This is a genomic window from Pseudomonas sp. LBUM1670 (assembly GCF_059695695.1).
In genome coordinates, this window is record NZ_CP166783.1 from 4,762,412 (window position 1) to 4,785,724 (window position 23,313).

The 23,313-nt window shown below is 59.7% G+C and carries 23 protein-coding genes and 1 riboswitch; of the genes, 8 read left to right on the forward strand and 15 right to left on the reverse strand.

Going from position 1 to position 23,313, the window contains the following annotated elements:
• Positions 1-47: 47 nt before the first annotated feature.
• From ACA073_RS21700 to ACA073_RS21720, 5 genes are all read right to left on the reverse strand, one after another.
• Positions 48-2,786, reverse strand: a complete 2,739-nt coding sequence (locus ACA073_RS21700) for a winged helix-turn-helix domain-containing protein (protein WP_497399377.1) — start codon at positions 2,784-2,786, stop codon at positions 48-50.
• 175 nt (positions 2,787-2,961) lie between these two features.
• Positions 2,962-4,326 carry a DUF1329 domain-containing protein gene (locus ACA073_RS21705; RefSeq protein ID WP_497399378.1) on the reverse strand — a complete coding sequence of 455 codons (1,365 nt, stop codon included), beginning with the start codon at positions 4,324-4,326 and terminating at the stop codon, positions 2,962-2,964.
• Between the two features lie 28 nt (positions 4,327-4,354).
• Entirely contained in the window at positions 4,355-6,295 is a 1,941-nt protein-coding gene (locus tag ACA073_RS21710) for a DUF1302 domain-containing protein (RefSeq protein WP_497399379.1), read from the reverse strand.
• A gap of 337 nt (positions 6,296-6,632) precedes the next feature.
• Positions 6,633-8,315, reverse strand: a complete 1,683-nt coding sequence (locus ACA073_RS21715) for a fatty acid--CoA ligase (RefSeq protein ID WP_497399380.1) — start codon at positions 8,313-8,315, stop codon at positions 6,633-6,635.
• A gap of 232 nt (positions 8,316-8,547) precedes the next feature.
• Positions 8,548-9,177: a LysE family translocator gene (locus ACA073_RS21720; RefSeq protein WP_461953286.1), complete on the reverse strand. Its 630-nt coding sequence runs from the start codon at positions 9,175-9,177 to the stop codon at positions 8,548-8,550.
• Positions 9,178-9,416: 239 nt separating this feature from the next.
• Between ACA073_RS21720 and ACA073_RS21725 the strand changes: the two genes are divergently transcribed.
• The 3 genes from ACA073_RS21725 to ACA073_RS21735 all read left to right on the forward strand — a co-directional run bounded on the left by ACA073_RS21725 (position 9,417) and on the right by ACA073_RS21735 (position 12,253).
• Entirely contained in the window at positions 9,417-10,382 is a 966-nt protein-coding gene (locus ACA073_RS21725; protein WP_497399381.1) for a 2-hydroxyacid dehydrogenase, read from the forward strand.
• 34 nt (positions 10,383-10,416) lie between these two features.
• Positions 10,417-11,415 (forward strand): methyltransferase, encoded by a 999-nt coding sequence (locus ACA073_RS21730; RefSeq protein ID WP_497399382.1) that lies wholly within the window; start codon positions 10,417-10,419, stop codon positions 11,413-11,415.
• A 39-nt stretch (positions 11,416-11,454) separates the two neighbouring features.
• Positions 11,455-11,580, forward strand: a riboswitch (yybP-ykoY riboswitch).
• An 88-nt stretch (positions 11,581-11,668) separates the two neighbouring features.
• Positions 11,669-12,253, forward strand: a complete 585-nt coding sequence (locus ACA073_RS21735; protein ID WP_497399384.1) for a TMEM165/GDT1 family protein — start codon at positions 11,669-11,671, stop codon at positions 12,251-12,253.
• A 132-nt stretch (positions 12,254-12,385) separates the two neighbouring features.
• On the opposite strand, the gene ACA073_RS21740 is transcribed toward ACA073_RS21735, so the two are convergent.
• The 4 genes from ACA073_RS21740 to ACA073_RS21755 all read right to left on the reverse strand — a co-directional run bounded on the left by ACA073_RS21740 (position 12,386) and on the right by ACA073_RS21755 (position 14,714).
• The gene (locus ACA073_RS21740) at positions 12,386-13,204 is read right to left on the reverse strand and encodes a M48 family metallopeptidase (RefSeq protein WP_497399386.1); all 819 of its coding nucleotides are present in this window, start codon (positions 13,202-13,204) and stop codon (positions 12,386-12,388) included.
• Positions 13,205-13,599: 395 nt separating this feature from the next.
• The gene (locus ACA073_RS21745) at positions 13,600-14,223 is read right to left on the reverse strand and encodes an SOS response-associated peptidase (RefSeq protein WP_214378623.1); all 624 of its coding nucleotides are present in this window, start codon (positions 14,221-14,223) and stop codon (positions 13,600-13,602) included.
• A 35-nt stretch (positions 14,224-14,258) separates the two neighbouring features.
• On the reverse strand, positions 14,259-14,519 hold the full coding sequence (locus ACA073_RS21750; protein ID WP_454841258.1) for a putative signal transducing protein: 261 nt from the start codon (positions 14,517-14,519) through the stop codon (positions 14,259-14,261).
• A 12-nt stretch (positions 14,520-14,531) separates the two neighbouring features.
• On the reverse strand, positions 14,532-14,714 hold the full coding sequence (locus ACA073_RS21755) for a CPXCG motif-containing cysteine-rich protein (RefSeq protein WP_008153387.1): 183 nt from the start codon (positions 14,712-14,714) through the stop codon (positions 14,532-14,534).
• 139 nt (positions 14,715-14,853) lie between these two features.
• Between ACA073_RS21755 and ACA073_RS21760 the strand changes: the two genes are divergently transcribed.
• Entirely contained in the window at positions 14,854-16,020 is a 1,167-nt protein-coding gene (locus ACA073_RS21760; protein WP_497399388.1) for a 1-acyl-sn-glycerol-3-phosphate acyltransferase, read from the forward strand.
• A 130-nt stretch (positions 16,021-16,150) separates the two neighbouring features.
• Here ACA073_RS21760 and ACA073_RS21765 read toward each other — a convergent pair whose 3' ends face one another.
• Complete coding sequence (locus tag ACA073_RS21765) at positions 16,151-16,429, reverse strand: hypothetical protein (protein WP_497399390.1); 279 nt, start codon at positions 16,427-16,429, stop codon at positions 16,151-16,153.
• 195 nt (positions 16,430-16,624) lie between these two features.
• Here ACA073_RS21765 and ACA073_RS21770 point away from each other — a divergent pair, with 195 nt between their 5' ends.
• Entirely contained in the window at positions 16,625-16,831 is a 207-nt protein-coding gene (locus tag ACA073_RS21770) for a hypothetical protein (protein ID WP_214378627.1), read from the forward strand.
• Between the two features lie 124 nt (positions 16,832-16,955).
• Here ACA073_RS21770 and ACA073_RS21775 read toward each other — a convergent pair whose 3' ends face one another.
• Positions 16,956-17,540: a YajG family lipoprotein gene (locus ACA073_RS21775; protein WP_497399392.1), complete on the reverse strand. Its 585-nt coding sequence runs from the start codon at positions 17,538-17,540 to the stop codon at positions 16,956-16,958.
• Between the two features lie 206 nt (positions 17,541-17,746).
• Here ACA073_RS21775 and ACA073_RS21780 point away from each other — a divergent pair, with 206 nt between their 5' ends.
• Positions 17,747-17,980: a hypothetical protein gene (locus ACA073_RS21780; protein WP_497399394.1), complete on the forward strand. Its 234-nt coding sequence runs from the start codon at positions 17,747-17,749 to the stop codon at positions 17,978-17,980.
• Between the two features lie 737 nt (positions 17,981-18,717).
• Positions 18,718-20,226 carry a malate dehydrogenase (quinone) gene (gene mqo, locus ACA073_RS21785; RefSeq protein ID WP_497399396.1) on the forward strand — a complete coding sequence of 503 codons (1,509 nt, stop codon included), beginning with the start codon at positions 18,718-18,720 and terminating at the stop codon, positions 20,224-20,226.
• A gap of 248 nt (positions 20,227-20,474) precedes the next feature.
• Here the strand turns inward: mqo and ACA073_RS21790 are convergent, their stop codons facing one another.
• The 4 genes from ACA073_RS21790 to ACA073_RS21805 all read right to left on the reverse strand — a co-directional run bounded on the left by ACA073_RS21790 (position 20,475) and on the right by ACA073_RS21805 (position 22,501).
• Positions 20,475-20,762 (reverse strand): PA4642 family protein, encoded by a 288-nt coding sequence (locus ACA073_RS21790; RefSeq protein ID WP_084320437.1) that lies wholly within the window; start codon positions 20,760-20,762, stop codon positions 20,475-20,477.
• A gap of 63 nt (positions 20,763-20,825) precedes the next feature.
• On the reverse strand, positions 20,826-21,311 hold the full coding sequence (locus ACA073_RS21795; protein WP_497399398.1) for a hypothetical protein: 486 nt from the start codon (positions 21,309-21,311) through the stop codon (positions 20,826-20,828).
• Positions 21,312-21,465: 154 nt separating this feature from the next.
• The gene (locus ACA073_RS21800) at positions 21,466-21,939 is read right to left on the reverse strand and encodes a WbuC family cupin fold metalloprotein (RefSeq protein WP_497399400.1); all 474 of its coding nucleotides are present in this window, start codon (positions 21,937-21,939) and stop codon (positions 21,466-21,468) included.
• Positions 21,940-21,943: 4 nt separating this feature from the next.
• Positions 21,944-22,501 carry a hypoxanthine-guanine phosphoribosyltransferase gene (locus ACA073_RS21805; RefSeq protein WP_047533108.1) on the reverse strand — a complete coding sequence of 186 codons (558 nt, stop codon included), beginning with the start codon at positions 22,499-22,501 and terminating at the stop codon, positions 21,944-21,946.
• A 172-nt stretch (positions 22,502-22,673) separates the two neighbouring features.
• Between ACA073_RS21805 and upp the strand changes: the two genes are divergently transcribed.
• Positions 22,674-23,312, forward strand: a complete 639-nt coding sequence (gene upp / locus ACA073_RS21810; RefSeq protein ID WP_461953271.1) for a uracil phosphoribosyltransferase — start codon at positions 22,674-22,676, stop codon at positions 23,310-23,312.
• The last annotated feature ends 1 nt before the right edge of the window (position 23,313 follow it).

The window sequence follows — 23,313 nt, forward strand, 5'->3', positions numbered from 1 at the left end:
CTCAAAAATACACATTTTAACCATAATTCCACTGCACTTGCGTCACATCACCCGATTACCCCCAACGCCTTCGCCCGCGCCACCGCCTGAGTGCGCCGCTCAACCCCGAGCTTGCTGTTGATGTGACTGGCATGGGTTTTAACCGTGTGCAGGGAAATGAACAGCTGATCGCTGATTTCCTGATTCGAGCAGCCTTGGGCAATGAGTTTCAGAACCGACAGTTCGCGGGAGCTGAGCTGTTCGCAGGCTTGTGAGGGCTCCGGGGCAATGCGCGCAGCGACAATGGGGAGCCGTTCTGAAAGGCTTTGCGAAACCGCAAATTTCACGCAGCACTGGAGTTGCTCGCGAAGCCAGTCGGGGTATTTGCTCAACAAGCGATCAAAAGGCAGCAGCGCGCCGCCGCTGGCCACTTCCAGGGACTGAGCGAAGGCTTGTCGGGCTTCAGGCTCACGGTTGTGCGCAAGGAGCAGTTCGGTTTTCTGCGTCAGGGCCATCACACTGAGCAACTGCCGGCCGGTTTGCTGACCATGCTCAAGCAACGCATTCAATCGCCCCTCGGCCAGCATCGGCTGCGCCTGAATGACCTCCAGCAAGGCCTGCTGGAACTCGATATACAGCGGCAGTTGCGGATGGAATTCCGGGGGCGCCGCCGGTTGTTCGCCGTTGTAGGTCTGGCCCAGTCGCGCGAGCCAGGCTTCCGCCAGATCGGTACGCCCCTGAGCCAGCCAGAGTTCGCATTTGACCAGGGTGATCATCGCCAGATAGTAGATCGGCGGTACGTCCCAGATGTGCATCAGTCGTTCGGCTTCGGCGAGTTCGGCGAAGGCCTTGGCGAATTCGCCGCTGCTGCCTTCGAGCCTGGCGATCACGCAATGGCCGATCAGTACGCTGATGTCGCGACAGGCGCGGGCTTCAGTCAACCCCGCCTGCAAGCGCAGCCGCGCCGTCTGCGGCTGCAGACGCAGGGCCAGCAGAAACCCCTCGTACAAGGTCAGCCGGGCGCGTACGGCATAGAGCCGTTGCGGCGACAATCCTTGCAGACGTTGCAGCCCCTGGCGGACTTCATCCAGTGAACGCAGGATTTCCCCTCGCGCCTGCAATACCCGGGCGCGATCGTAATGGGCCAACGCTTCGAACAATGGATTGCCGACCCGTTGCGCCAGCTCCAGTGAATCACGGTTCAGGCCGCGTGCCCGCCATAAGTCGCCGTCGGCAATCGCCAGGTTGGACAGGGTTGAAAGGCACATCAGGCGCTGGCCATATCGCTTGGGCGGAAGACTCGCCAGCGCTTCGGTGCAATACAGCAGCGTCAACTCGCGATTGCCACGACCGCGGGCGATGATCCCGCTCAAGGCCAGCCATTGCGCCAGCATGGACTTCTGCGCAGTGGCCGACGGCGCCGGCAGGAAGCGGCTCAGGTGACTGGCCAGCTCCTCGGCGGCATCCAGCTGACAGGCCAGCCCCAACGCCCAGCTGTAGAGCACGATCAAACGTGGCGTGCTGATCAGCAGGCTGTCGGGCAAGTCCATTTTCCAGCGCAGCAACATGCCGACATTCTGTTCGGCCAGCAGCTGTTCTTCGGAAAGGTTCTGCACCAGGTTTGCCGCCACGTCCAAGTGCCCGGCGCGCAACGCCTGCTCCACCGCTTCATCCAGAAGGCCCTTGGCGTTGAACCAGCGACAGGCGCGCAGGTGCAGGCTGGCTGCCGGCACCATCGCCTGAGAAGTCGGCCGGGTACGCAGCAGGTCGGAAAACAGGTGGTGATATCGATACCAGTGACCGTGTTCATCCAGCGGCACCAGGAACACTTGATGCGCGAGCAGAAACCCCAGGATCTCAGCACTGTCATGCGCCTCGCGAACGGCGTCGCACAGCTCGCTGCAGAAACGCTCCTGAGACGCTGTGTCATACAGAAATGACTGCACCTCGGCCGGCAGGCAATCGATGACTTCTTCAAGCAGGTAATCGCGAATCAGCCCTTCCCCGCCATGCAAGGACTGGGGCAATGCGCCTTCGGAGCCGGCTTCGGAGGCCGCCAGCAACCAGAAACGCAAGCCTGCGACCCAGCCCTCGCTGCGCTGGATCAGACTCTCCAGCGCTTCGCCGCGCAAGGACGTGCTATGTCGATCGAGCAGGGTCACGGCTTCGTCGTGGGTCAGGCGCAAATCCTGCTCATGCAACTCGAGCAATTGCCGTGACAGGCGCAGACGTGCCAGATGCCAGTCCGGACGCTGGCGACTGGTGACCATCACCAGCAAGCCGTCGGGAAGATGATTGAGGAAAAATTGCAGGCAACGATCGAGCACCGGGCCCTGGGCCAGATGGTAGTCATCGAGTACCAGCAGCAGTGGTGCCGTCGGCAACAAATGCACGGCCAACTCGTCGAGCAAACCGTCCAGCCATTCTTCGAAGGCAAACGGCTGATGCCGCTGACGCATTTTCAACAGGCCCAGGGACTGCCGGCCCAAGTGCGGAAAAAAGTCCTGAAGGCCTTCGAGCAACCGCTCAAGGAAACGGCCGGGGTCGTTGTCTCGCGGACTCAACCCCAGCCACAGACTTTGCCAGTGTGCTGGCAGCCCCTGACAGAACTCTACTGCCAGCGAACTCTTGCCAAACCCCGCCGGTGCGCTGACCAGCAACAGCCTGCCACCGAGGCCGGCACTCAGGCGCTCGCATAAACGAGGCCGCAGCACGTGCCCGTCAGGCAGCGGTGGCCGAAAGAAACGACCGTCCAGTGTCGCGACGGCAACGCTTGCAGGGCCCGGGGGTGGGGACAGATCAGTCATGGCCGGCTCTTGTTTGAATTGCTGTTGGCGGCGTCGCAGATGTCCGCAGACTAGCGGTAAACGAAGAGGTATTGAAGGTTGTTGCTACAAATGGCTACAAAAAGTCTACGAACAAAAAAAAAGCCCCGAACCAGTCGGGGCTTCTTTCGAGGATGCGGCCTCTGTTCAGGGCAGGTTAACGAACCCCGGTCTGACGCAATGCCGCCGGTGTGAAGTCGCTGGTGGTGGCAGTGAAACCGAAGTTATATGCCGATTTCTCTTCGTTCTTCATACCCAGTGCCAGGTAACGGCCGGACTGCAAGTCGTACAGGGCTTCCAGGGTGTACCACGGCACTTGAACGTTGTAGTAATTCTGGGAGTGAGCTTCCGCCACACGCCAGAGTTGATTGCGACCATCGTAGTGATCGATGACCGCTGCTTGCCAGGTGTCTTCATCGATGTAGAAGTCACGCTTGGCGTAGATGTGACGCTGACCTTCCTTCAGGGTGGCGACCACATGCCAGACCCGACGCAGTTCATAGCGAGCCAGGTCCTGGTTGATGTGACCGGCCTTGATGATGTCGTCGTACTTCAGCTTCGGATCGTCAAGTTTGTAGCTGTCGGAGGCGATGTACATCTCTTTCTTGCCTTCGAGCTTCCAGTCGTAACGATCCGGTGCTCCGTTGTACATGTCCAGGTTGTCGGAGGTACGCAGGCCGTCCGCCGCAGTACCCGGCCCGTCATAGGACACTTGCGGTGCGCGACGCACACGACGCTGACCGGCGTTGTAGACCCACGCCGAACGCGGTTCTGCCACCTGATCGAGGGTTTCGTGCACCAGCAGCACACCACCGGCCAGGCGTGCCGGCGCGGTCACTTCCTGCTTGAAGTAGAACAGGATGTTGCCTGGGTTCGCCGGATCCCAATCCTTCATCTTGTCGCGGAATACGAACTGGTCCTGGAAGTACACCAGGCTGTACGAGCCGTTCGGCTGCGGCGTGGCCTGGGTGATCAGACGGGTCACGCTGCCACCGCGATAGCGGGTGATGTGGTTCCAGATAACCTCGACGCCGCTCTTTGGAATCGGGAACGGTACGGCTGTCTCGAAGTTTTTCAGCCCGTTGCCGCCGGACACCAGCTCCGTGGCAGTGGCGTTTTTCTTAATGGCAGCGAACACGTCATCCGGCACGGTCGCGCCGCGATGGGACGGGTAGACCGGCATCTTGAAAGATTCCGGGTAGCGCTTGAACATCGCGTACTGGCCCGGAGCGAGCTTGTCCTTGTACTGATCGACGTTCTGCGCCGTGATGGTGAACAGTGGTTTTTCACTGGCGTACGGGTCGGCCAGGAAACCTTTGCCGTCGATGGTGCCGGCGTTTTTCGCCATTGGCTTCCAGGCTGGAATCGAACCGTCGGCATTGCCCGCCATCTCGGCGCCCATCGGCGTCAGGCTCTTGCCCAGCTTGTCCGCTTCGGCCGCAGGGACCGCAGCCATCACGCTGGTCGCCAACAGCGTAAGCCCCAGAAATCCGGCGTGGAACAGACTCTTTGTTGTTTTCATAGGTATGTTCGTCCTGAAAATGCAGTGCTTAGAAGTTCACGCCGAAGCTGAGCGCAACGAAGTCGCGGTCATCCACGGTGGTGTACTTACCGTCAAAGAAGTTGGTGTAGGCCAGGGATGCGGTGTAGGTGTTCTGGTACTCGGCATCGAGACCCAGGCTGACCGCTTTGCGACCTTCCTCGAAGTTGCCGCCAGGGCCTGGCGAGTAACCGTCCACGTCATGGGACCAGGCGATGTTCGGCTTGAAGTTCACACCGGCGATTACGTCGTTGTATTCCCAGATGGCACGAGCTCGATAACCCCAGGAGTCTGTGGTGGTGAAGCCATCGTTTTCACAGTAGCGATTGACGTTGTTTTGTGGTCCGGTTGCTCCCAGGGTGCCGGCGTTCAATGTCTGGCACTGACCACCTGGCAGTGGACCAGGGCCGTAGCTCGGGTCGCGACCGTAACGCGCTTTCGACGTGCTTTCCAGGCCGCCGACGTGGGTCCAGCCAACCTCGCCAACCAGGGTCAGCCGCTCGGCGCCCATCACTTGGTCGAAGAAGTGCGTGAAGGTTGTCTGCAACTGGCTCACTTCCTTGCGGCGATAGCCATGTTGATCCTCCCCCGGACGTCCTTGAAGTACGGAAACGTTAGGGTTCAGTGGCGTCAGGCCGGAAAAGAGGATGTCGGTGGTGTTGAGCTGTACCGGTGCGTTCGGACGGTAGCTGAATTCACCACTCCACGCGGTACCGGTTGGCAACGTAGTGGAGAAGCTCAGGCCATACAGCCGAATATCTTCCGGGTATTCGACGAAGTAGCTGGAGTTACCCGCTACTACCAGCGGTAGCAAGGTCGGAGCCAGGCCAACCGCGACACCACCCGGAACACCTGCGCCAATCAGTGAGCCCACCAGGCCCGCCGCGCTGTAAGCGCTCGCCGGAGCACCCTTGCCGCTGAAAATAGGCGCACGGCTGTGGTAGTTCATGAAATAGGCACCGAATTCGGTGTCCAGCGGCTCGAACATGTACTTGAAGGACACGCCGAACTGGCCGCTGTCCCGTGCATCACGATCCGCGCCGCGACGAACGATGACACCTTCATCCGGGTTACCCCAGCTCACGCCCCTGGCAGCCAGGGTGTTGATGGCGGCATTACGCAACCCGGCCGGCAGTCCCGCGGCCCCCAGTGCGCCGTTGAGCCCGTTACGGGTACGCAGCACGGCCAGGTTTTGGTCGCAGCCATCCGAGATCACGTCAGGTTGCGAGAAGAACGTGCCGCAGTTGTCGGTAACGGTCTGGTCCCATTCCAGCTGATAGAACGCTTCCGTGGAAAGGTTCTCGGTCAGGCTCTGGGACACGTAGAACATGTTGACCGGGATCAGGCCTTCCTTGATCTCGGCACCTGGACGGCGAAACGCGGAAACGTCGATCGGGTTGATCGAGTTGATGCCGCCACCAATGAAGGTACTTTCACCCCAGCTCACTACCTGCTTGCCCAGACGCACGGAACCCGGCTGATCGGCAATCGCGTAGTTGTGGTAGACGAAGGCGTCGAGGATCTGCCCGCCGGAAGACTTGGCGCCTTCCTTGCGGTTGCTGTCGCTGATGTCCTTGAACAGACGGTCTTCGTCCTTGAGTTCGAAGTCATACCAGTATTTGCCCCGGACGAAGACGCCGGTGTCGCCATATTTCAATTCAAGATCATGGATGCCTTTGAAGATCTTCGAGAAGGTTTCCCCGCTCTTGAAGTTCAAGTGACCGTCATCAGAGGTCTGGGACAGGCCGCGACCGCCGTTGTTGACGCCGATGAGGTTCTTGTTGGCACTCTCGGTAGACCAACTGGCACCGATCGACAGGGATGAGTCGAACTGACCTTCGATTTCACCAACGTTGAAACTGACGCCGAATGCGGGCCCGGCGAGCGTAGAGGCAAGACTGACGGCCAGAGGCAGTTTTGCCCGGCGCCAGAACTGGTTTACTGATGTCATCGACGCTACTCCATGTGCATTATTGTTATGGCAGTGAGTACTTTTAAAAACGCTGTGGTTGACCGGGAGCCAGGGCTTCCCGAAGTCACTCCAAAGTTGCATCGCCCCGTTTTGTGCGTTTGCTCCGTTCTTAAAAATCCTTGAGCGGACTATAGCCAGCAGGTAGTACTGCTTGATCCCTCTAAAGTGTGATTTGCAGCTGCCGGCCACTCTGGAACAGTCCTTTCGCCATACCGACACCTGTCGGCACGGGAAGGATGGCTCAAAATTCGGATTTCACAAGCCAAGCGCTTGCTTGGTGGGGCTGGCGTGCCTTTTCGGGCACGCCGGAGGACGCTTAAAGCGTCGAGAGGAAGGTGCTGTTGTTGGCTTGCCATTCGGTGATGTCGACGCGAATCCGCTTCTTGTCGAGCTTGCCGACGCTGGTCTTGGGAATTTCAGTAACAAGGGCGATCTGGCTCGGGATGGCCCACTTGCTCAGGTGCCCCAGCTCGACAAATGGCTTGAGGTGTTCCTTGAGCTCTTTGGCCCCAATGGCATGGCCCTCGCGGATCACCAGCAAGGCAAACGGGCGCTCGCCCCACTGTGGATCGGCAATGCCCACCACTGCTACTTCGCGTACCGCTGGATGGCGACTGATCAGGTCTTCGAGGTCCAGGGAGGAAATCCATTCGCCGCCGGTCTTGATCACATCCTTGATCCGGTCGCGAATGTCGATCACGCCCATGCTGTCCAGCGTCGCCACGTCACCGGTGTGCAGCCAGCCGCCGGCCCAGAGCTCGGCGCCCTTCTGCGGTTCATTGAAATAGCCTTCGGTGAGCCACGGCGCACGCAACACCAGTTCGCCCTGGGTCTCGCCATCGGCGGGCAGGAAGTTGCCGTCAGTGTCGACAATCGCCGCCTCTACCAAAGGCCCCGGCACGCCGGCCTTGATTCGATACGTAGTGCGCTCGTCTTCGGTGCCGGCCATCAGCTCATCGTTGAGGTGCGCACACGAGATCAGTGGCCCGGTTTCCGACATGCCGTAAGCGGCGGTCAGCTGAATGCCCTTGGCCTTGGCGGCTTCGTACAACGCACGATTCAACGCACTGCCGCCGATCACGATTTTCCAGCCACCGAAATCCGTGATTTGCGCAGCCTTGGCGTTGAGGACCATTTGCAGGATGGTCGGTACGCAGTGCGAGAAGGTGACCTTTTCCTTGCGCCACAGCTCCACCAGATATTCCGGATCGTAGCGCCCCGGATAAACCTGCTTGAGCCCGAGCATGGTCGCCACATAGGGCAACCCCCAGGCGTGCACGTGGAACATCGGGGTGATCGGCATGTACACGTCGTTGGTGCCCAGCAACCGCACACTGTCGATGGCGCCCATGATGGTCGACACGCCCATGGTGTGCAGCACCAGTTGCCGATGGGTGAAGTACACACCTTTGGGATTGCCGGTGGTGCCGGTGGTATAGAACGTGGTCGCGACCGAGTTCTCGTCGAAGTCCTGGAAGTCGTACTGCGCGCTCGCGGCCGCCAGCAACTGCTCGTACTCGCCGACGAGGTTCGGCAAATCAGCGGTTTTCTCCGGCAGGTCGGTCAACAGCAGTGTTTTTTCCACCGTGGTCAGATGACCGGCAATCGCGTTGTACAGCCCGACGAACTCGCTGTTGACCAGCACGAAGCGGTCCTCGGCGTGGTTCATGGTGTACAGGATCTGTTCCGGCGACAGGCGCACGTTGATGGTGTGGATCACCGCGCCGATCATCGGGATGGCGAACATGCACTCCAGATAACGATGGCTGTCCCAGTCCATCACCGCCACGGTATCGCCGGCCTTGACGCCGGCCGCCGTCAGTACGTTGGCCAGGCGTGCGACCCGTTCGATCAGGGTCGGGTAGCTATAGCGCAACTGGTCGCGGTAAATGATCTCGCGGGTTTTCTCATAGCGCGCGCCAGACATCAGCAATCGTTTGATCAGCAACGGATACTGGTAAGCGCCTTCGGCTGGGGGGATAACGCGAGTCTGCAACATAAGAATCCCTTTTCTGACTGCACGGTCGTGGCTGAAAGTAAGCACTCTAGTGCCCTTCCATGACAACCAAATCAGCCGAAGGAATGATTTGCAACATTCAGCAAATGCTAGCGTTGCGCCAGCATTCGTAGGAGCTGCCGCAGGCTGCGATCTTTTGATCTTCGCGATTTCGATACAGCCAAGGATCAAAAGATCGCAGCCTTCGGCAGCTCCTACCGGATTCCGCAGTTGATCAATGCATCTCGGTAAACGCGAGTTTTACGCCGATGGCAATCAGCACCGCGCCCATGGTCCGGTCGAACCAGTGGCCCATTCGGGCGAAACCGGCGCGCACGCGCTGCTGACTGAACAGCATCGCCACCAGGCAGAACCAGACGGCGGTCGCCGCTGCGAGGTAAACCCCGTAACCCGCCTGCACGGCCAGCGGCGTGTGCGGATTGATCACCACGGTGAACAACGACAGGAAGAACAGCGTGGCTTTCGGGTTCAGACCGTTGGTCACGAAACCCGAGGTGAAGGCGCCGCGAGCGGTGCGCTCACCCGCTTCCTTGTGCAGATCGTCAGCCGCAGGTGGGGCCGGTTGCGCACGCAGGGCCTTGAAGCCGATGTACAGTAGGTAAGCGGCGGCGGCCCATTTCAAGGCGTTGAACAGCACAATCGACTGGGACACGATCAAGCCGATGCCGAGCAGCGAATAGCCGACGTGCAGGAAAATCGCCGTGCCGACGCCCAGCGCGGTCCAGGTGCCGGCGCGGCGACCGTGGGTCACGCTCTCACGCACCACCACGGCAAAGTCCGGGCCGGGGCTGGCCACGGCCAGCAAATGGATGAGGGCAACGGTCAAGAACTCTGTCCAGTACATGGGGGCTCCTCTGGGGCAGATCAGTCGAATTGAAACTTAAAGGCTGAAATCTTCCCCTGTGGGAGCGGGCTTGCTCGCGAAGAGGGTGCGTCAGTCATCATTTTTGCCTGACACACCGCCTTCGCGAGCAAGCCCGCTCCCACAGGTTCGGCGTCTAGCCTGGCAGTGAGTAACCAATTGTTTCATCTGGTAGGCTCGGCAGATTACGCCTTCAGTTCAATGCACAAAAGGTACAGTTGATGACGAACCCTCGCCGCGCCGTTTTCCTCGACCATCCATCGCTGGACCTCGGCGATCTCGACCTCAACCCCTTGCGTGATTGTTTTGACGATTTGCAGTTGTTCGCGCAGACCACGTCCGAACAGGTCATCGACCGTCTCAAGGGCGCCACCGTCGCCATCAGCAACAAAATCCTGATCGATGCCGCGGCCATTGCCGCCAGCCCCGATCTGAAGCTGATCCTGATCACCGCCACCGGCACCAACAACGTCGACCTCGCCGCCGCCCGCGCCCATGGCATTACTGTGTGCAACTGCCAGGGCTATGGCACGCCATCGGTGGCGCAGCACACGATCATGTTGCTGCTCAACCTGGCAACACGCCTCGCCGACTATCAGAAAGCGGTCGGCGAAGGTCGCTGGCAACACGCGAAACAGTTCTGCCTGCTGGATTACCCGATCGTCGAGCTGGAAGGCAAAACCCTCGGCCTGCTAGGTCACGGCGAGCTGGGTGGCGCGGTCGCACGACTGGCCGAAGCCTTCGGCATGCGCGTGCTGCTCGGGCAGATTCCGGGGCGCCCGGCCCGGGCGGACCGTTTACCACTGGATGAACTGCTGCCGCAGATCGATGCGCTGACCCTGCACTGCCCGCTCAACGAATACACCCGTCACTTCATCGGCGCCCGCGAACTGGCCTCGATGAAACCGGGCGCCTTCGTGGTCAACACCGCCCGTGGTGGCTTGATCGACGAACAGGCGCTGGCCGATGCCTTGCGCAACGGCCACCTGGGCGGCGCCGCCACCGACGTGCTGAGCGTCGAACCGCCGACCACCGGAAATCCGTTACTCGCCGCCGACATTCCACGCTTGATCGTCACGCCGCACAACGCCTGGGGCAGTCGCGAGGCGCGGCAGCGGATCGTTGGCCAGTTGACCGAAAATGCTCAGGGATACTTCAGCGGTACAGCGCTGCGGGTCGTCAGTTGATAGACTGCGGCACTTTTTTTCACAGGAGCAGAGTATGGATCCGCGCAGTGAAGTACTGCTTCGTCAGGCCGAGTTATTCCAGGGTTCGGTGTTGCTGGCCGGTTTGCCCGCCGATGATTTGCTGGGGCGCCTGCCCGACGCCCATGGCTGGTGCTGGCACGCCGGCGACCAGGCCGCGCTGGACGCTCGCTTCGTTGAGCGCAGCCATTTCGGCGTGACCGTACCCGAGCGCGAGTTCGACACCGCAGTGGTGTTTCTGCCCAAATCCAAAGACCTCACCGACTACATCCTCAACGCCCTCGCCTCGCGCCTGGCCGGTCGTGAACTGTATCTGGTGGGTGAAAAACGCAGCGGCATCGAAGGCGCGGCCAAGCAGCTCAACCCGTTCGGCAAACCGCGCAAGCTCGACAGTGCGCGTCATTGCCAGCTCTGGCTGGTCACCGTGGCCAATGCACCAGAAGCCAAATCGCTGGAAAGTCTGGCTCAAACCTATGAGCTGCCGCTGGCCGAAGGTCCGTTGAAAGTCATCAGCCTGCCGGGCGTGTTCAGCCACGGTCGCCTGGATCGCGGCAGTGCGTTGTTGCTGGAGCACCTGGATAAATTGCCGAGCGGTCATTTGCTGGATTTCGGCTGCGGCGCCGGTGTTTTGGGCGCGGCGGTCAAGCGTCGCTATCCGCACAATCAGGTCACGTTGCTCGACGTGGATGCTTTTGCCGCTGCCAGTAGTCGGCTGACGCTGGCCGCCAATAGTCTGGAAGCTGAAGTGATTACCGGTGACGGCATCGATGCAGCACCGATGGGTTTGAGCGCGATTCTGAGCAACCCGCCGTTCCATGTCGGCGTGCACACCGACTATTTCGCCACCGAGAACTTGCTGCGAAAAGCGGCGAAACATCTGAAAAACGGCGGCGAACTGCGTCTGGTTGCGAACAGCTTCCTCAAGTATCAGCCGCTGATCGAAGAGCACCTCGGCGTGTGCGCGATCAAGGCCGAAGGTCAGGGTTTCAGAATCTACCGGGCCAAACGCGGTTAGAAATTTGTACTTGCCCAATCGGATTTGCCTAGGCAGAATCCGCTCCGTCCTAGGGGAGTAGTCTCCCACGAGCGCCATGCTCGTCCGGCATACGTCAACATACTTGGTCCTCAGACCATGGCGTATGCGACCCAAGCGTCCGTATCAGACGGATCGCCAGGGTTTGACAAGACCTATGACACGAACACCTTACCCGGGGCGGGAAGGCTGTACGTGTCATAGCCGTGTCGACCCGCCCCTTAGGAAAACCCTGATGCTGGATTCACTGCTCGTTCCCACCGCAATCGTTGCCTTGGCCGAAATCGGCGACAAGACGCAACTGCTCGCGCTCATTCTCGCTGCCCGCTTTCGCAAACCGTGGCCGATCATCGCCGGCATCGTCGCCGCGACCCTGGCCAACCACGCGGCAGCCGGTGCGGTAGGTGCCTGGGTTGGCAGTTTCTTCTCGGATGCGATGTTGCACTGGATCCTCGCCGCGAGCTTCACCGCGACGGCGTTGTGGACCCTGGTGCCAGACAAGATGGATGACGACGAAGCCAGCACCGCCCGCAAGTTCGGGCCGTTCCTGACCACGCTGATCGCGTTTTTCCTCGCGGAAATCGGCGACAAGACCCAGATCGCGACCGTGATGCTCGCCGCGCAATACCCGGAACTGTGGCTGGTGATCATCGGCACCACCGCCGGTATGTTGATTGCCAACGTGCCGGTGGTGCTGGCGGGCAACTTTGCGGCGGACAAACTGCCTTTGACGCTGATTCGTCGCCTGGCGGCTTCGGCGTTCTTCGTCCTGGCGATTGTCGCGGTGTACAAAGCGATGCAGAGCAGTGGGTGGGTTTGATGCGGTAGGTCAGTAGACCGCGTAATCGTTCTTCGCGAGCAAGCCCGCTCCCACAAGGGTCAGTGTCGATCACAAAACCAATGTGGGAGCGGGCTTGCTCGCGAAGGCGTCTTCAAAGACGCCGCATGACCATCAGGATTTCGGCGCTTTCTCGTACAACGGCATCACCTTCGGAATCGCCGCCTGCAACGAAGCAATCCGACTGGCCGACGCCGGGTGAGTGCTCATGAACTCCGGCGGCGAACCTTCCGAGGCCTTGCTCATCTTGTTCCACAAGGTGATCGCGGCGTTCGGGTTGTAACCGGCGCGGGCCGCCAGCTCCAGGCCGATCAGGTCTGCCTCGTTTTCGTTGGAGCGGCTGTTGGGCAACGTCATGCCATAGTTGGCCACGGTGTCTGCCAGCGCGAGGCTGTCCTGGCCCAGACCCAACAAGGCACCGGCACCCTGCTTGGCCATTTCGATGCCGTACGCCTTGGACATCGCTTCACGACCGTGCTCGCGCAGGGCGTGGGCAATTTCATGGCCCATGATCGCGGCGATTTCATCGTCGGTGAGTTTCAGGCTGTCGATCAGCCCGGTGTAGAAAATGATCTTGCCGCCAGGCCCGCAGTTGGCGTTGAGCTCGTCACTCTTGATCAGGTTGACTTCCCATTTCCACTGGGCCGAATCCGGACGGAAAATCGGCGCCTGGGCAATCAGTCGATTGGCGATCGTCTGGATGCGCTTGGCATCGTTACTGGTCTTGTCCAGCACACCCTTGCTGCTCGCCTCGCCAACGGCCTTTTGATAAGACTGGGCGTACATCTGGTTGACCTCGTCCGTGGACAACATGCTGAACATGTACTGCTTGCGCTCCACGCCCACGGCACCGCCGCTGGTGGTGTTGACCGACTGACAGCCGGCGAGCATCAGACCCGCGCTCAGAGCACACAAAACCAATCGCTTGTTCATCAAAAAACTCCTTGAAACATGCCGGGTATCCTAGGCGGGGAAATGTATCGACGCCAGATACAACAGACATTCAGACGCATATTTCGGATAAAGCTCTCATCGCCGTAGAAAAAAATTCTCATCACCTCCCCCGCCACGGCCAGCAACCTGCAACCTGCAACCTGCAACCTGCAACCTGCAACTGAGCCGTGAGCAATTGATCAGCCTGGTCAAGAAAAATGAGTCGAGCGCGGATTTGACCAAGCTGGCGGAACAGCAGCGGCGGTTGATCAATCAGTTCAAGGTTTGAGCCGAAGGCCCCTTCGCGAGCAAGCCCGCTCCCACATTGAATCTGTGGCGTTCACAAATCCTGTGGGAGCGGGCTTGCTCGCGAAGAGGCCAGCACAGCTACCGAATCAGCCAGGAGTCAAACACTCCGGCCCATTCAACTTCGGATCATTCACCAGATTCGCCAACACCCGCTCGCGCAACGCCGCAGGCTCACTGGCCAGCAACCCTTGCAGCACATGCAACGGCGTCTCGGGATCAAGCCAGGCTTCCTGCCCCGCCGCATCCAGTATCAACGGCCGACGCTGACTCGCGGCCGGCTGCGTAATCACTGCCGTGCTCAACCACACCTGCTCCTGCACCGGATAGGCTTCCCAGATCGCCGCAAAAAACAGCGTCGAGCCCTCCCCCGGCGTCAGCCAGTAAGGCCGCTTGCGCGTCGTGCCGCGCCATTCGTAAAAACCGTTGGCCGGCAGCAGGCACCGGCGCTCACGCAAGGCCTGACGGAACATCGGTTGCTCGGCCACGGTTTCGGCCCGGGCATGGGCCGGCGTGCGGGACAGATCGGTCAGCCACGGCGGCGTCAAACCCCAGCGTGCGCGGGCCAGTTCACGCTGGCCGTCAGCGACGGCACGCAGCATCAATACCGAATCGTTTGGGGAAATATTCCACTGGGCCTGCTGATCGGCGGGAAAGCCAGGCAGGGCCGCGAACGCGGGGTTCCAGCGAAACAGGGCATAACGTCCACACATGGGGCAACACGACTCTTGATAAAACGAACGCCAGCCTAACAGACCAGCGTGCCGGGAAAGCTTTCCGGTTCATCGCCGGGCAGCGGCAGCGCGGCATTGTACGCGGCGATCAACTCACGGGCGTATTCGGCCTGGTCATTATCGACCGACAACCCCAACAGACCGAAGATGGGCAACTCCCCGCTGCCACCGAGCAAATCACGCCCGACCAGATGCGCCTCGACGCCCTCGCTGGCCAGCATGCCTTGCAGCAACTCGCCTTCCATCAGGTTTTCCGGTTCATAGATTCGCTGCATGGAGCGCCCCTTTCATTCGTTTTCGCTGTGAACTTCAAGCAACCATTCCTGACCATCGGTCTGCAGGACAAACGTGATGGGGCGGCAACACACCGGACAGTCTTCGATATAGGTCTGATCGCCACCAGACAAATCCAGCACGGCCTCGGCCTCTTCACCACAATACGGACATTCGTAGCGCTCGGTTTCCAGCATCGCGGTCTCCAGGGTGACTTGTGCGTATAATCGCCGGTCTATTTGCAGGGCTATTTTTGTCTGGCTGACTTTTCAGACCGTGCCCCGTCGGTTTTCGATCAAAACCTTTACTTACCCTAGCCGTTTCTAACAAGAGAGCATGATGGGCGAATTCGATGCCATCCGACCTTACGACGACAGCGAAGTCCCAGCGGTGCTGGCACGGTTGCTTGGCGACAAGGCGTTTCTAGATATCCTCACCCACTTCCGCTTCCCGCGTTTCGCCGGTGCCTTCGGCTGGATGCTCAAACCTCTTATAGCTCATCGGTTGCGCCGTGAGTTCGCCGGCATCAATTCGGTGGCCACGCTGCAGGACAAAGTCGAGTATTACGTCGACCACACCATCGAACGCGCCACGGACGGTGTGACGTACACCGGCGTCGAGCAGTTCAAATCCGGCAGCGCCTACCTGTTCATCGCCAACCACCGCGACATCGTGATGGACCCGGCCTTCGTCAACTATGCCGTGTACCACGCCGGCCTGCCGACACCGCGCATCGCGATTGGCGACAACCTGCTGCAGAAACCCTTCGTCAGCGACCTGATGCGCCTGAACAAGAGCTTCATCGTGCACCGCTCGATCACCGGTCGCCGGGAAAAAATGGCGGCTTATCAACTGCTGTCAGCCTACATTAACCACTCGATCCGCAACGATTGCGCCTCGATCTGGATCGCTCAGGCCGAAGGCCGGGCGAAGGACGGCGACGACCGCACCGAGTCAGCGATCCTCAAGATGTTCCACATGAGCCGCAAGGATGAGCCGTTCGGCGAAGTCATCCGCTCGCTGAACGTCACCCCGGTGTCGATCAGCTACGAATACGACCCGTGCGATCAGGCCAAGGCGCGCGAGCTCTACATTCGCGCCACCACCGGCAGCTACACCAAAGTGCCGGGCGAGGACGATGTGAGCATCGCCAAGGGCATCACCGGCTACAAGGGTCGCGTCCACGTGAACTTTGCCGCGCCGATCACCGAGCGGTTCGAAGACACCAAGCAATTGGCAATCGAAATGGACAAGCAGATCCTCGGCGGTTACCGCTTGTTCCCGGTGCACTACCTGGCGTACGCACAGTGGAAAGACGCCGATCCGCAATTGCAGGTGCCGAGCGCCACGCAAGTGTTTGCAGCCGATGAGCTGGCCAAGGCCCGGGAAGAATGGCAACAGCGTCTGGACGCCTGCCCTGAAGAGCATCGCCCGTTTTTGGTGTTGCAATACGCCACGCCGGTTCGCAATCAGTACCGGGTGAAAGCGGGATTGCCGCTGTAAGTCCGCTTACCCAAGTGCAAAACTTGTGGGAGCGGGCTTGCTCGCGAAGGCGGTGTGTCAATTGACATCATCGGAACCTGACACACCGCCTTCGCGAGCAAGCCCGCTCCCACAGGGGGTTACAGTGTGTTCAGATCCGCGTGCTGATCCACGACACCAGCAACGCCAATCCCAGGCAGGCAAAACCGAAACAATAGAAAAACCGGTTCATGCGCAAGGTCGCCCAATCCAGCATGGGCTCTTCACTGGGACAGCTCTGACGCTGCGCTGCCAGACTGGCCAGCGCGCGCTGTTCGCGGCGACGCGTAGCGTGCAGCAACCAGCTGCCCGGGAAGGCAAACAGCAAGGCGAGCAGGTTGATCAATTTGGCGGGATGGGCAGTAAACAGCGTCATCAAATGCAGCGACATCACAAACCTCAGACAAAACAGGTGTGGCAGACGCCAGACCGACGACCGCGGCGCGGATTCTACCGAAAGCCACTCCTCCTGCCCGCCGCTTTACGATAAATAACTCACCATTTGGCAGATTCCTGTCCTGCGTCACGGCTTCGTCATCTGAATGCGCCAGTCTCTCGGCCCATCAAAAACGACAAGGAAACCGTCATGCTGCACGCCGAAAACCAGGATCGCCTCTACCTCATCGCTCAAAGCGACGAACAACAAGCTTTGGTCGGCAGCCTTGCCTTCAATGTTCAGGATCGCCATTGGCTGGTGTATTGCGCACTGGGCGGGCATCAACATGCGGATTTGCCGGAGGCGGATTTGCTGACGGGTGTGAGTGTGCTGGATTTTTATTCGCAAGCCGCCTGACACCAACGCCCTTCTGTAGGAGCGAGCTTGCTCGCGAAAAACCTCAGGACAACGCGTTCATTCAGACAACCCGCGTCATCGTTCTCGTCCATCGCGAGCAAGCTCGCTCCTACAGGGGCTCGCATTACTCGCTCAGGATCTGACCAATCGTCGGGTCCTTGAACAGACGCGTCAACGCGTCGCTCAACACATCGCTGACCAGCTTGGTGTTGGTTTCCTGATTCGGCGCCATACCGAAACGCTGATCCAGCGACGCACCGTAACGACCGCTGTAGCGGCGGTTGGCGTTCTGTACGTCGGAGCGGAAGGTCGCGCCAATGGTCGCCTCGGTCACGTACATGCCTTCCTTCGGCGACTGGTACTTCAGCTCGTCCAGGGTCACGGTCAATTGCGGTGCATTCAACGCATTGGACGTTGGGGTAAAGCCCAGCAGACGCACGGCCGCTTCGGCCTGGGCCTGCAACTTCGGCAGGATCTGCGCGCCCTGCACCGTGATCGCACTGGTCTCCGGATACAGACCGCCACGGGTGCCCAGGGTTGGCGAACGACGACCGTCCACCACACGCACCACCACTGGCTGACCATGGCCGACCGGTGCCAGCTGAGTCGTCAGCTTTGGCTCCGGGTTCAGTTGTTGCGGGCTGTGGGCGCAGCCAACCAGGGTCAAACTGGTCACAGTGATCAAACCGAACAACAGGCGTTGCAACATGCGCTTCTCTCCAGAATCAGGCACAAACAGGCCGGCAGTATAGCGGTGCGCCATCGTCGCTAACCAGCGCCTCGCAGTGAATACTGAAATGTCTGACAAACCCTTGGAAAACCGGTTCCTGTCACACAGATGTCACCGCCCATACACTTGCATGTCACGGCGCTCTGACAACCTTCACGGCAGTCACCCCTTCAAGGTACTTTGCCATGCGCCACCTGATCTCGCTGTTCGCTCCACGCCCGTTGCATCGCTGCTTCGCCCTGCTCGACCGCAACGGTCATTGCCAGGCGTTCAAGCAGTGCAGCCTGCAGCCAATGGGCGATGGCTGGGTCGAAATCGAAGAAATCCGCCTCAACTGGCTGCACCATCCCCTACCCGCCAGTGCCCGTGTCAGCCAGCGCCAACCGCGCGCGCGGGCGCAACAGCTGTCGGCCATCTGACCAGACGCCTAATAAAAGTCATTAAACACGCCCATTTCCCTGCGTTTCTTAGATACAATCTCCCCCCGATTATAAGGACGTCTCCTGATCGGGCCTCGCAGCATCGTCAATGCTTCGGTATTGGCACCCCGCACCGCCCACAGAGAGCCGCCCACACAGATCGAGTGAAGCTGGCGCGCTTGCTGTTCCTTGAGCAAAACCCCCACTTTTCGCGAATCTGCAGAGCTGTCATTACGCTCGGTCACTGAGTTGTTTGCCCGTTTTGCCGGTCATGTATCCCATGGCGGCAATCCCTCCGGGCACGGTGCCAGGCTGGGGCAGCCCTTTTTTGAGGTTCACGTCTTCAAAAGAGCGTGAAAAAAACGGGTTTTCACAACTTCACAAGAGTGTGGCGAGCAAATGAATAGTTTTGCGTCTGAATATGCACCATTAGCGTCTGGAACAGCCCAACGACACAGGACCGAGTATTCCTTGAACACCGGGGCCTGAAGCCTGTCCGCTACGGATTTGGTTGCACAAACGGATGTCTCGACCATAAGTCGAATTGCCAGTCGTGCGTTGAAATGAGTTCATAGACCTCATTGACCCGACCGGTAGCGTCCGTCGAAGTTGCGATAAATTGCGAAGATTCGGACATGGCGACACTGCCATGGGTACGAGGGGCATCACTGACACGCCCCGGAACGCCTGGCAGCCATGCCGACAATTTGGTGCTGCAGATTTTGGAGACGCGTTAAATGGCGCATAACGAAGCAGTCGACGTAGTACTGGTTGGGGCCGGCATCATGAGTGCCACCCTGGCTGTACTGCTCAAAGAGCTCGACCCCGCGATCAAGCTGGAAGTCGTCGAGCTGATGGATTCCGGTGCCGCGGAGAGTTCGAACCCGTGGAACAACGCCGGTACCGGTCACGCCGGGCTGTGTGAGCTCAATTACACGCCGCAGGCCGCCGACGGCACCGTCGACATCAAGAAAGCCGTGCACATCAACACCCAGTTCGAAGTGTCGAAGCAGTTCTGGTCCTACCTGACCAAAAAAAGCTCCTTCGGCTCGTGCAAAACCTTCATCAGCCCGGTGCCACACCTGAGCTTCGTGCAGGGCGACAGCGGCGTGTCCTTCCTCAAGGAACGCTTCAACGTGCTGAGCAAGCACCACGCCTTCTCGGACATGGAATACACCGAAGACAAGGCAAAAATGGCCGACTGGATGCCATTGATGATGCCTGGTCGTCCGGCTGACGAAGTCATCGCCGCCACCCGCGTGATGAACGGCACCGATGTCAACTTCGGCGCCCTGACCAACCAGTTGCTCAAGCACCTGACCAGCGCACCCGATGCCCAGGTCAAGTACTGCAAGCGCGTGACCGGCCTGAAGCGCAACAACGGTGGCTGGACGGTCAGCATCAAGGACGTCAACAGCGGCAACTCCCGTGAAGTCGACGCGAAGTTCGTTTTCCTCGGCGCGGGCGGTGCGGCATTGCCGTTGCTGCAAGCGTCGGGCATCGAAGAAAGCAAAGGCTTCGGCGGCTTCCCGATCAGCGGCCAGTGGCTGCGTTGCGACAACCCGGAAGTGGTCAAACACCACCAGGCCAAGGTGTACAGCCAGGCCGCCGTGGGTTCGCCACCGATGTCCGTGCCGCACCTGGACACCCGCGTGGTCGATGGCAAGAAGTCCCTGCTGTTCGGACCATACGCCGGCTTCACCACCAAGTTCCTCAAGCACGGCTCCTTCATGGACCTGCCAATGTCGGTTCGCGCCGGCAACATCGGCCCGATGCTGGCCGTGGCGAAAAACAACATGGACCTGACCAAGTACCTGGTCAGCGAAGTGATGCAGTCGATGGAGCAACGCCTGGAGTCCCTGCGTCGTTTCTACCCTGAAGCGAAAGCCGAAGACTGGCGCCTGGAAGTGGCCGGCCAACGGGTGCAGATCATCAAGAAAGACCCGAAAAAGGGCGGCGTCCTGCAGTTCGGCACCGAACTGGTCGCGGCCAAGGACGGTTCCCTTGCTGCACTGCTTGGCGCTTCGCCAGGCGCGTCGGTGACCGTTTCGATCATGCTGGAGCTGATCGAAAAATGCTTCCCGACCAAAGCGTCCGGCGAGTGGGCTGCCAAACTGGCGGAAATCTTCCCGGCCCGGGAAAAGGTTCTGGAAGCCGATGCTGCGCTGTATCGCAAGATCAACACGCAGAACAACATCGCGCTGGAACTGGTTGAAGAAAGCAGCGAGACCCCAAGCTACGCTTGATCGTCGCGCATAAAAAACGCCCCGTTCTCATTGAGAGCGGGGCGTTTTTTTTTTGCCGGTGAAACAGTTAGCCCTAAGATGTTTGGTGTTAGTTGCACCGCCTTCGCGAGCAAGCCCGCTCCCACATTTGATCGAGTTGAATCATCATTTTTTGTGATCGACACAGTTCAAATGTGGGAGCGGGCTTGCTCGCGAAGGGGCCAGCACAAACACCAACCAAGTCAGGGCAACAACCGATGCACCTGAAATTAACCGCGAGCCTTGTCGATCAACTCGATGTACTCGGCCGCATTGCGCTGATCCTTGATCAGGGTCACAAAGTCATTGCCGTGCTCATCCTTGCCGTTCAAATCCAGACCGGCTTCAACAAAGAACGTCAGAAAACGCTCGAAGTCGTCGATGCGCAGGCCACGATAAGCCTTGATCAGTTTGTGCAGGGACGGCGAAGTGGCGTCGACCGGTTCGAAATCGAGAAACAACTTGATCTGCTCATCGCCGATCTCGTCACCAATCACTTGCTTCTTATCTTTACGCATTGCCGACTCCAGCTCGCAGACATTTCACGGGGCGGGCAGTTTACCCCTCACTGGCCGCCGGGCTCAACGCGGACGAACGGCTCCGGTGTGCAGATCAGCCCAGACATGGCCATTGGCGTAGCTGAGGAACTGGCAATACACCGTGTCATTGCGCAACAAGTCGATCACCACGCGGTACTGCGCCATCGGATAAAACAGCGTCAGGGTTTTGCTCTTGTCGTCGTAGATCGGCTTTTTCAGGCTTTTGCTTTCGCCATCGAAGTTGACCAGCACCTGATTGATGGTCGCACCCTTGTTCAAGGATTTGCCCTTGAGGCGGATCAGCAGCGGAGACGTCACCGGGATCGGCTGTTGGGTGGACTGGCGCTGACTGCCGACCACTACCGAATATTCGGTGACCTGCAGCAGTTGTTGCTGCTCGGGTTCGGCGTCACGCAGAGTCAGGTCGTCCGGCGGCAGAAACTGTGCGTGCATCGGCGCCGGCGCGGCGGCCAGAGGCAGGCTGAGGGTCAGCAAGAGGGCGGCGCAGCTGCGGATCAAAAGGCTCATGACAGGCTCCGGAGGGCGGGGCCGAGCACTCTAGCATGAGGAGACACAAATCAATGTGGGAGCGGGCTTGCTCGCGAAAGCGGTGTGTCAGGCAACACAACATTGACTGACACACCGTTCGCGAGCAAGCCCGCTCCCACAGGGGCGGCGGATATCAATCGAACTGAGCGCGCATCCAGGCCTGATACTCGGCCACACCCGGCTCACCTTCACGCGGTGCCCAATGAGCAAGCTCACCTTCGCCCACCGGGCGATAAGGGCCAGCCTTGCACTCGAACATCAGACTGTCGGCTTCCAGCACCACCAGGCCATGAAACACACCGGTTGGCAGGTCAACACCCACACAGTCGCCACCGGCCTGCAGGATTTGCTTGCGCACCACCACGCCGGCCTCATCGAAGATCAACACGCCAAGCCGCCCTTTGAGGACCAGCAAGGTTTCCGCCTTGTTGTCCCCCAGATGCCGATGAGGCGGGATGTACGTGGACGGCTGCAAACCCACCGCCATGCGGTGGCAAGCCTCTTCCATCTGGTGGAAATTGTGGTGCTGGCGACCCCGCGGGTTGGCCGCCGCTTTCTCGGCAAGCTCAGTGAACAATGTTTGATCAAGAAAGCTCGGGGCGGCCATGTGCTTACATCCCTTTAACAGCAAAAATCCCGTTGGCATTACGCCAGTAGCCTTTGTAGTCCATGCCGTAACCGAAGATGTAACGGTCAATGCACGGCAAACCGACGAAATCGGCTTTCAGGTCCGGGCGAGCCTTGCGGTCGTGGTCCTTGTCGATCAGCACGGCGGTGTGCACTTTGCGCGCGCCAGCGTGTTTGCAGAAGTCGATGATCGCGCCCAGGGTGTGACCTTCGTCGAGGATGTCGTCGATAATCAGCACGTCACGGTCGATGAACGACACTTCCGGCTTGGCTTTCCAGAACAGCTCGCCGCCGCTGGTTTCGTTGCGATAGCGGGTGGCGTGCAGGTAGGACGCCTCCAGCGGGAAATGCAGATGGGTGAGCAGCTTGCCGGCGAAAATCAGGCCGCCGTTCATCACACAGAACACCACCGGATTGCTGTCCGCCAGTTGTTCGTTGATGTGTGCACCGACGCGGGCGATGGCCGCCTCGACTTCAGCTTCGGTGTACAGGCAGTCAGCCTCTCGCATGATTTGACGGATATGCTCGAGATCAGCGGACATGGCGCTCTCCAGGGGGTTTGGGGGTGGCGGATTCAGGAAAAGCGGGCAAAGGTACGCATCCCGCACGGCCAGATCAAGCGTTTGTGGACTAACGTACTCTATGTCTATAGGACAACACCCTCGGATAGATTAATCTACGCCGGTTTTTTTGCCCGCCGCCGGAGCCCCTCCCATGCCCATCCTCGAGATCCGCCATCCGCTGATCCGTCACAAACTTGGCCTAATGCGCCGCGCAGACATCAGCACCAAGAATTTCCGTGAGCTCGCTCAGGAAGTCGGCGCCCTTTTGACCTATGAAGCCACCAAAGACCTGCCGCTCGAATCCTACGACATCGAAGGTTGGTGCGGCACCGTGTCGGTCGAGAAAATCGCCGGCAAGAAAATTACCGTGGTGCCGATCCTGCGCGCCGGTATCGGCATGCTCGAAGGCGTGCTCAGCCTGATCCCGGGCGCCAAAGTCAGCGCCGTGGGCGTGGCCCGCAACGAAGAAACACTGCAGGCCCACACCTACCTGGAAAAACTGGTTCCGGAAATCAACGAACGCCTGGCGATGATCATCGACCCGATGCTCGCCACCGGCAATTCCATGGTCGCCACCATCGACCTGCTGAAAAAAGCCGGTTGCCGCGACATCCGCGCCATGGTGCTGGTCGCCGCGCCAGAAGGCATCGCCGCTGTGGAGAAGGCTCACCCGGACGTGACCATCTACACCGCTTCCATTGACGAAAAACTGAACGAACACGGTTACATCATCCCGGGCCTGGGCGATGCCGGTGACAAGATTTTCGGCACCAAGCAGAAGGACGCGTGAC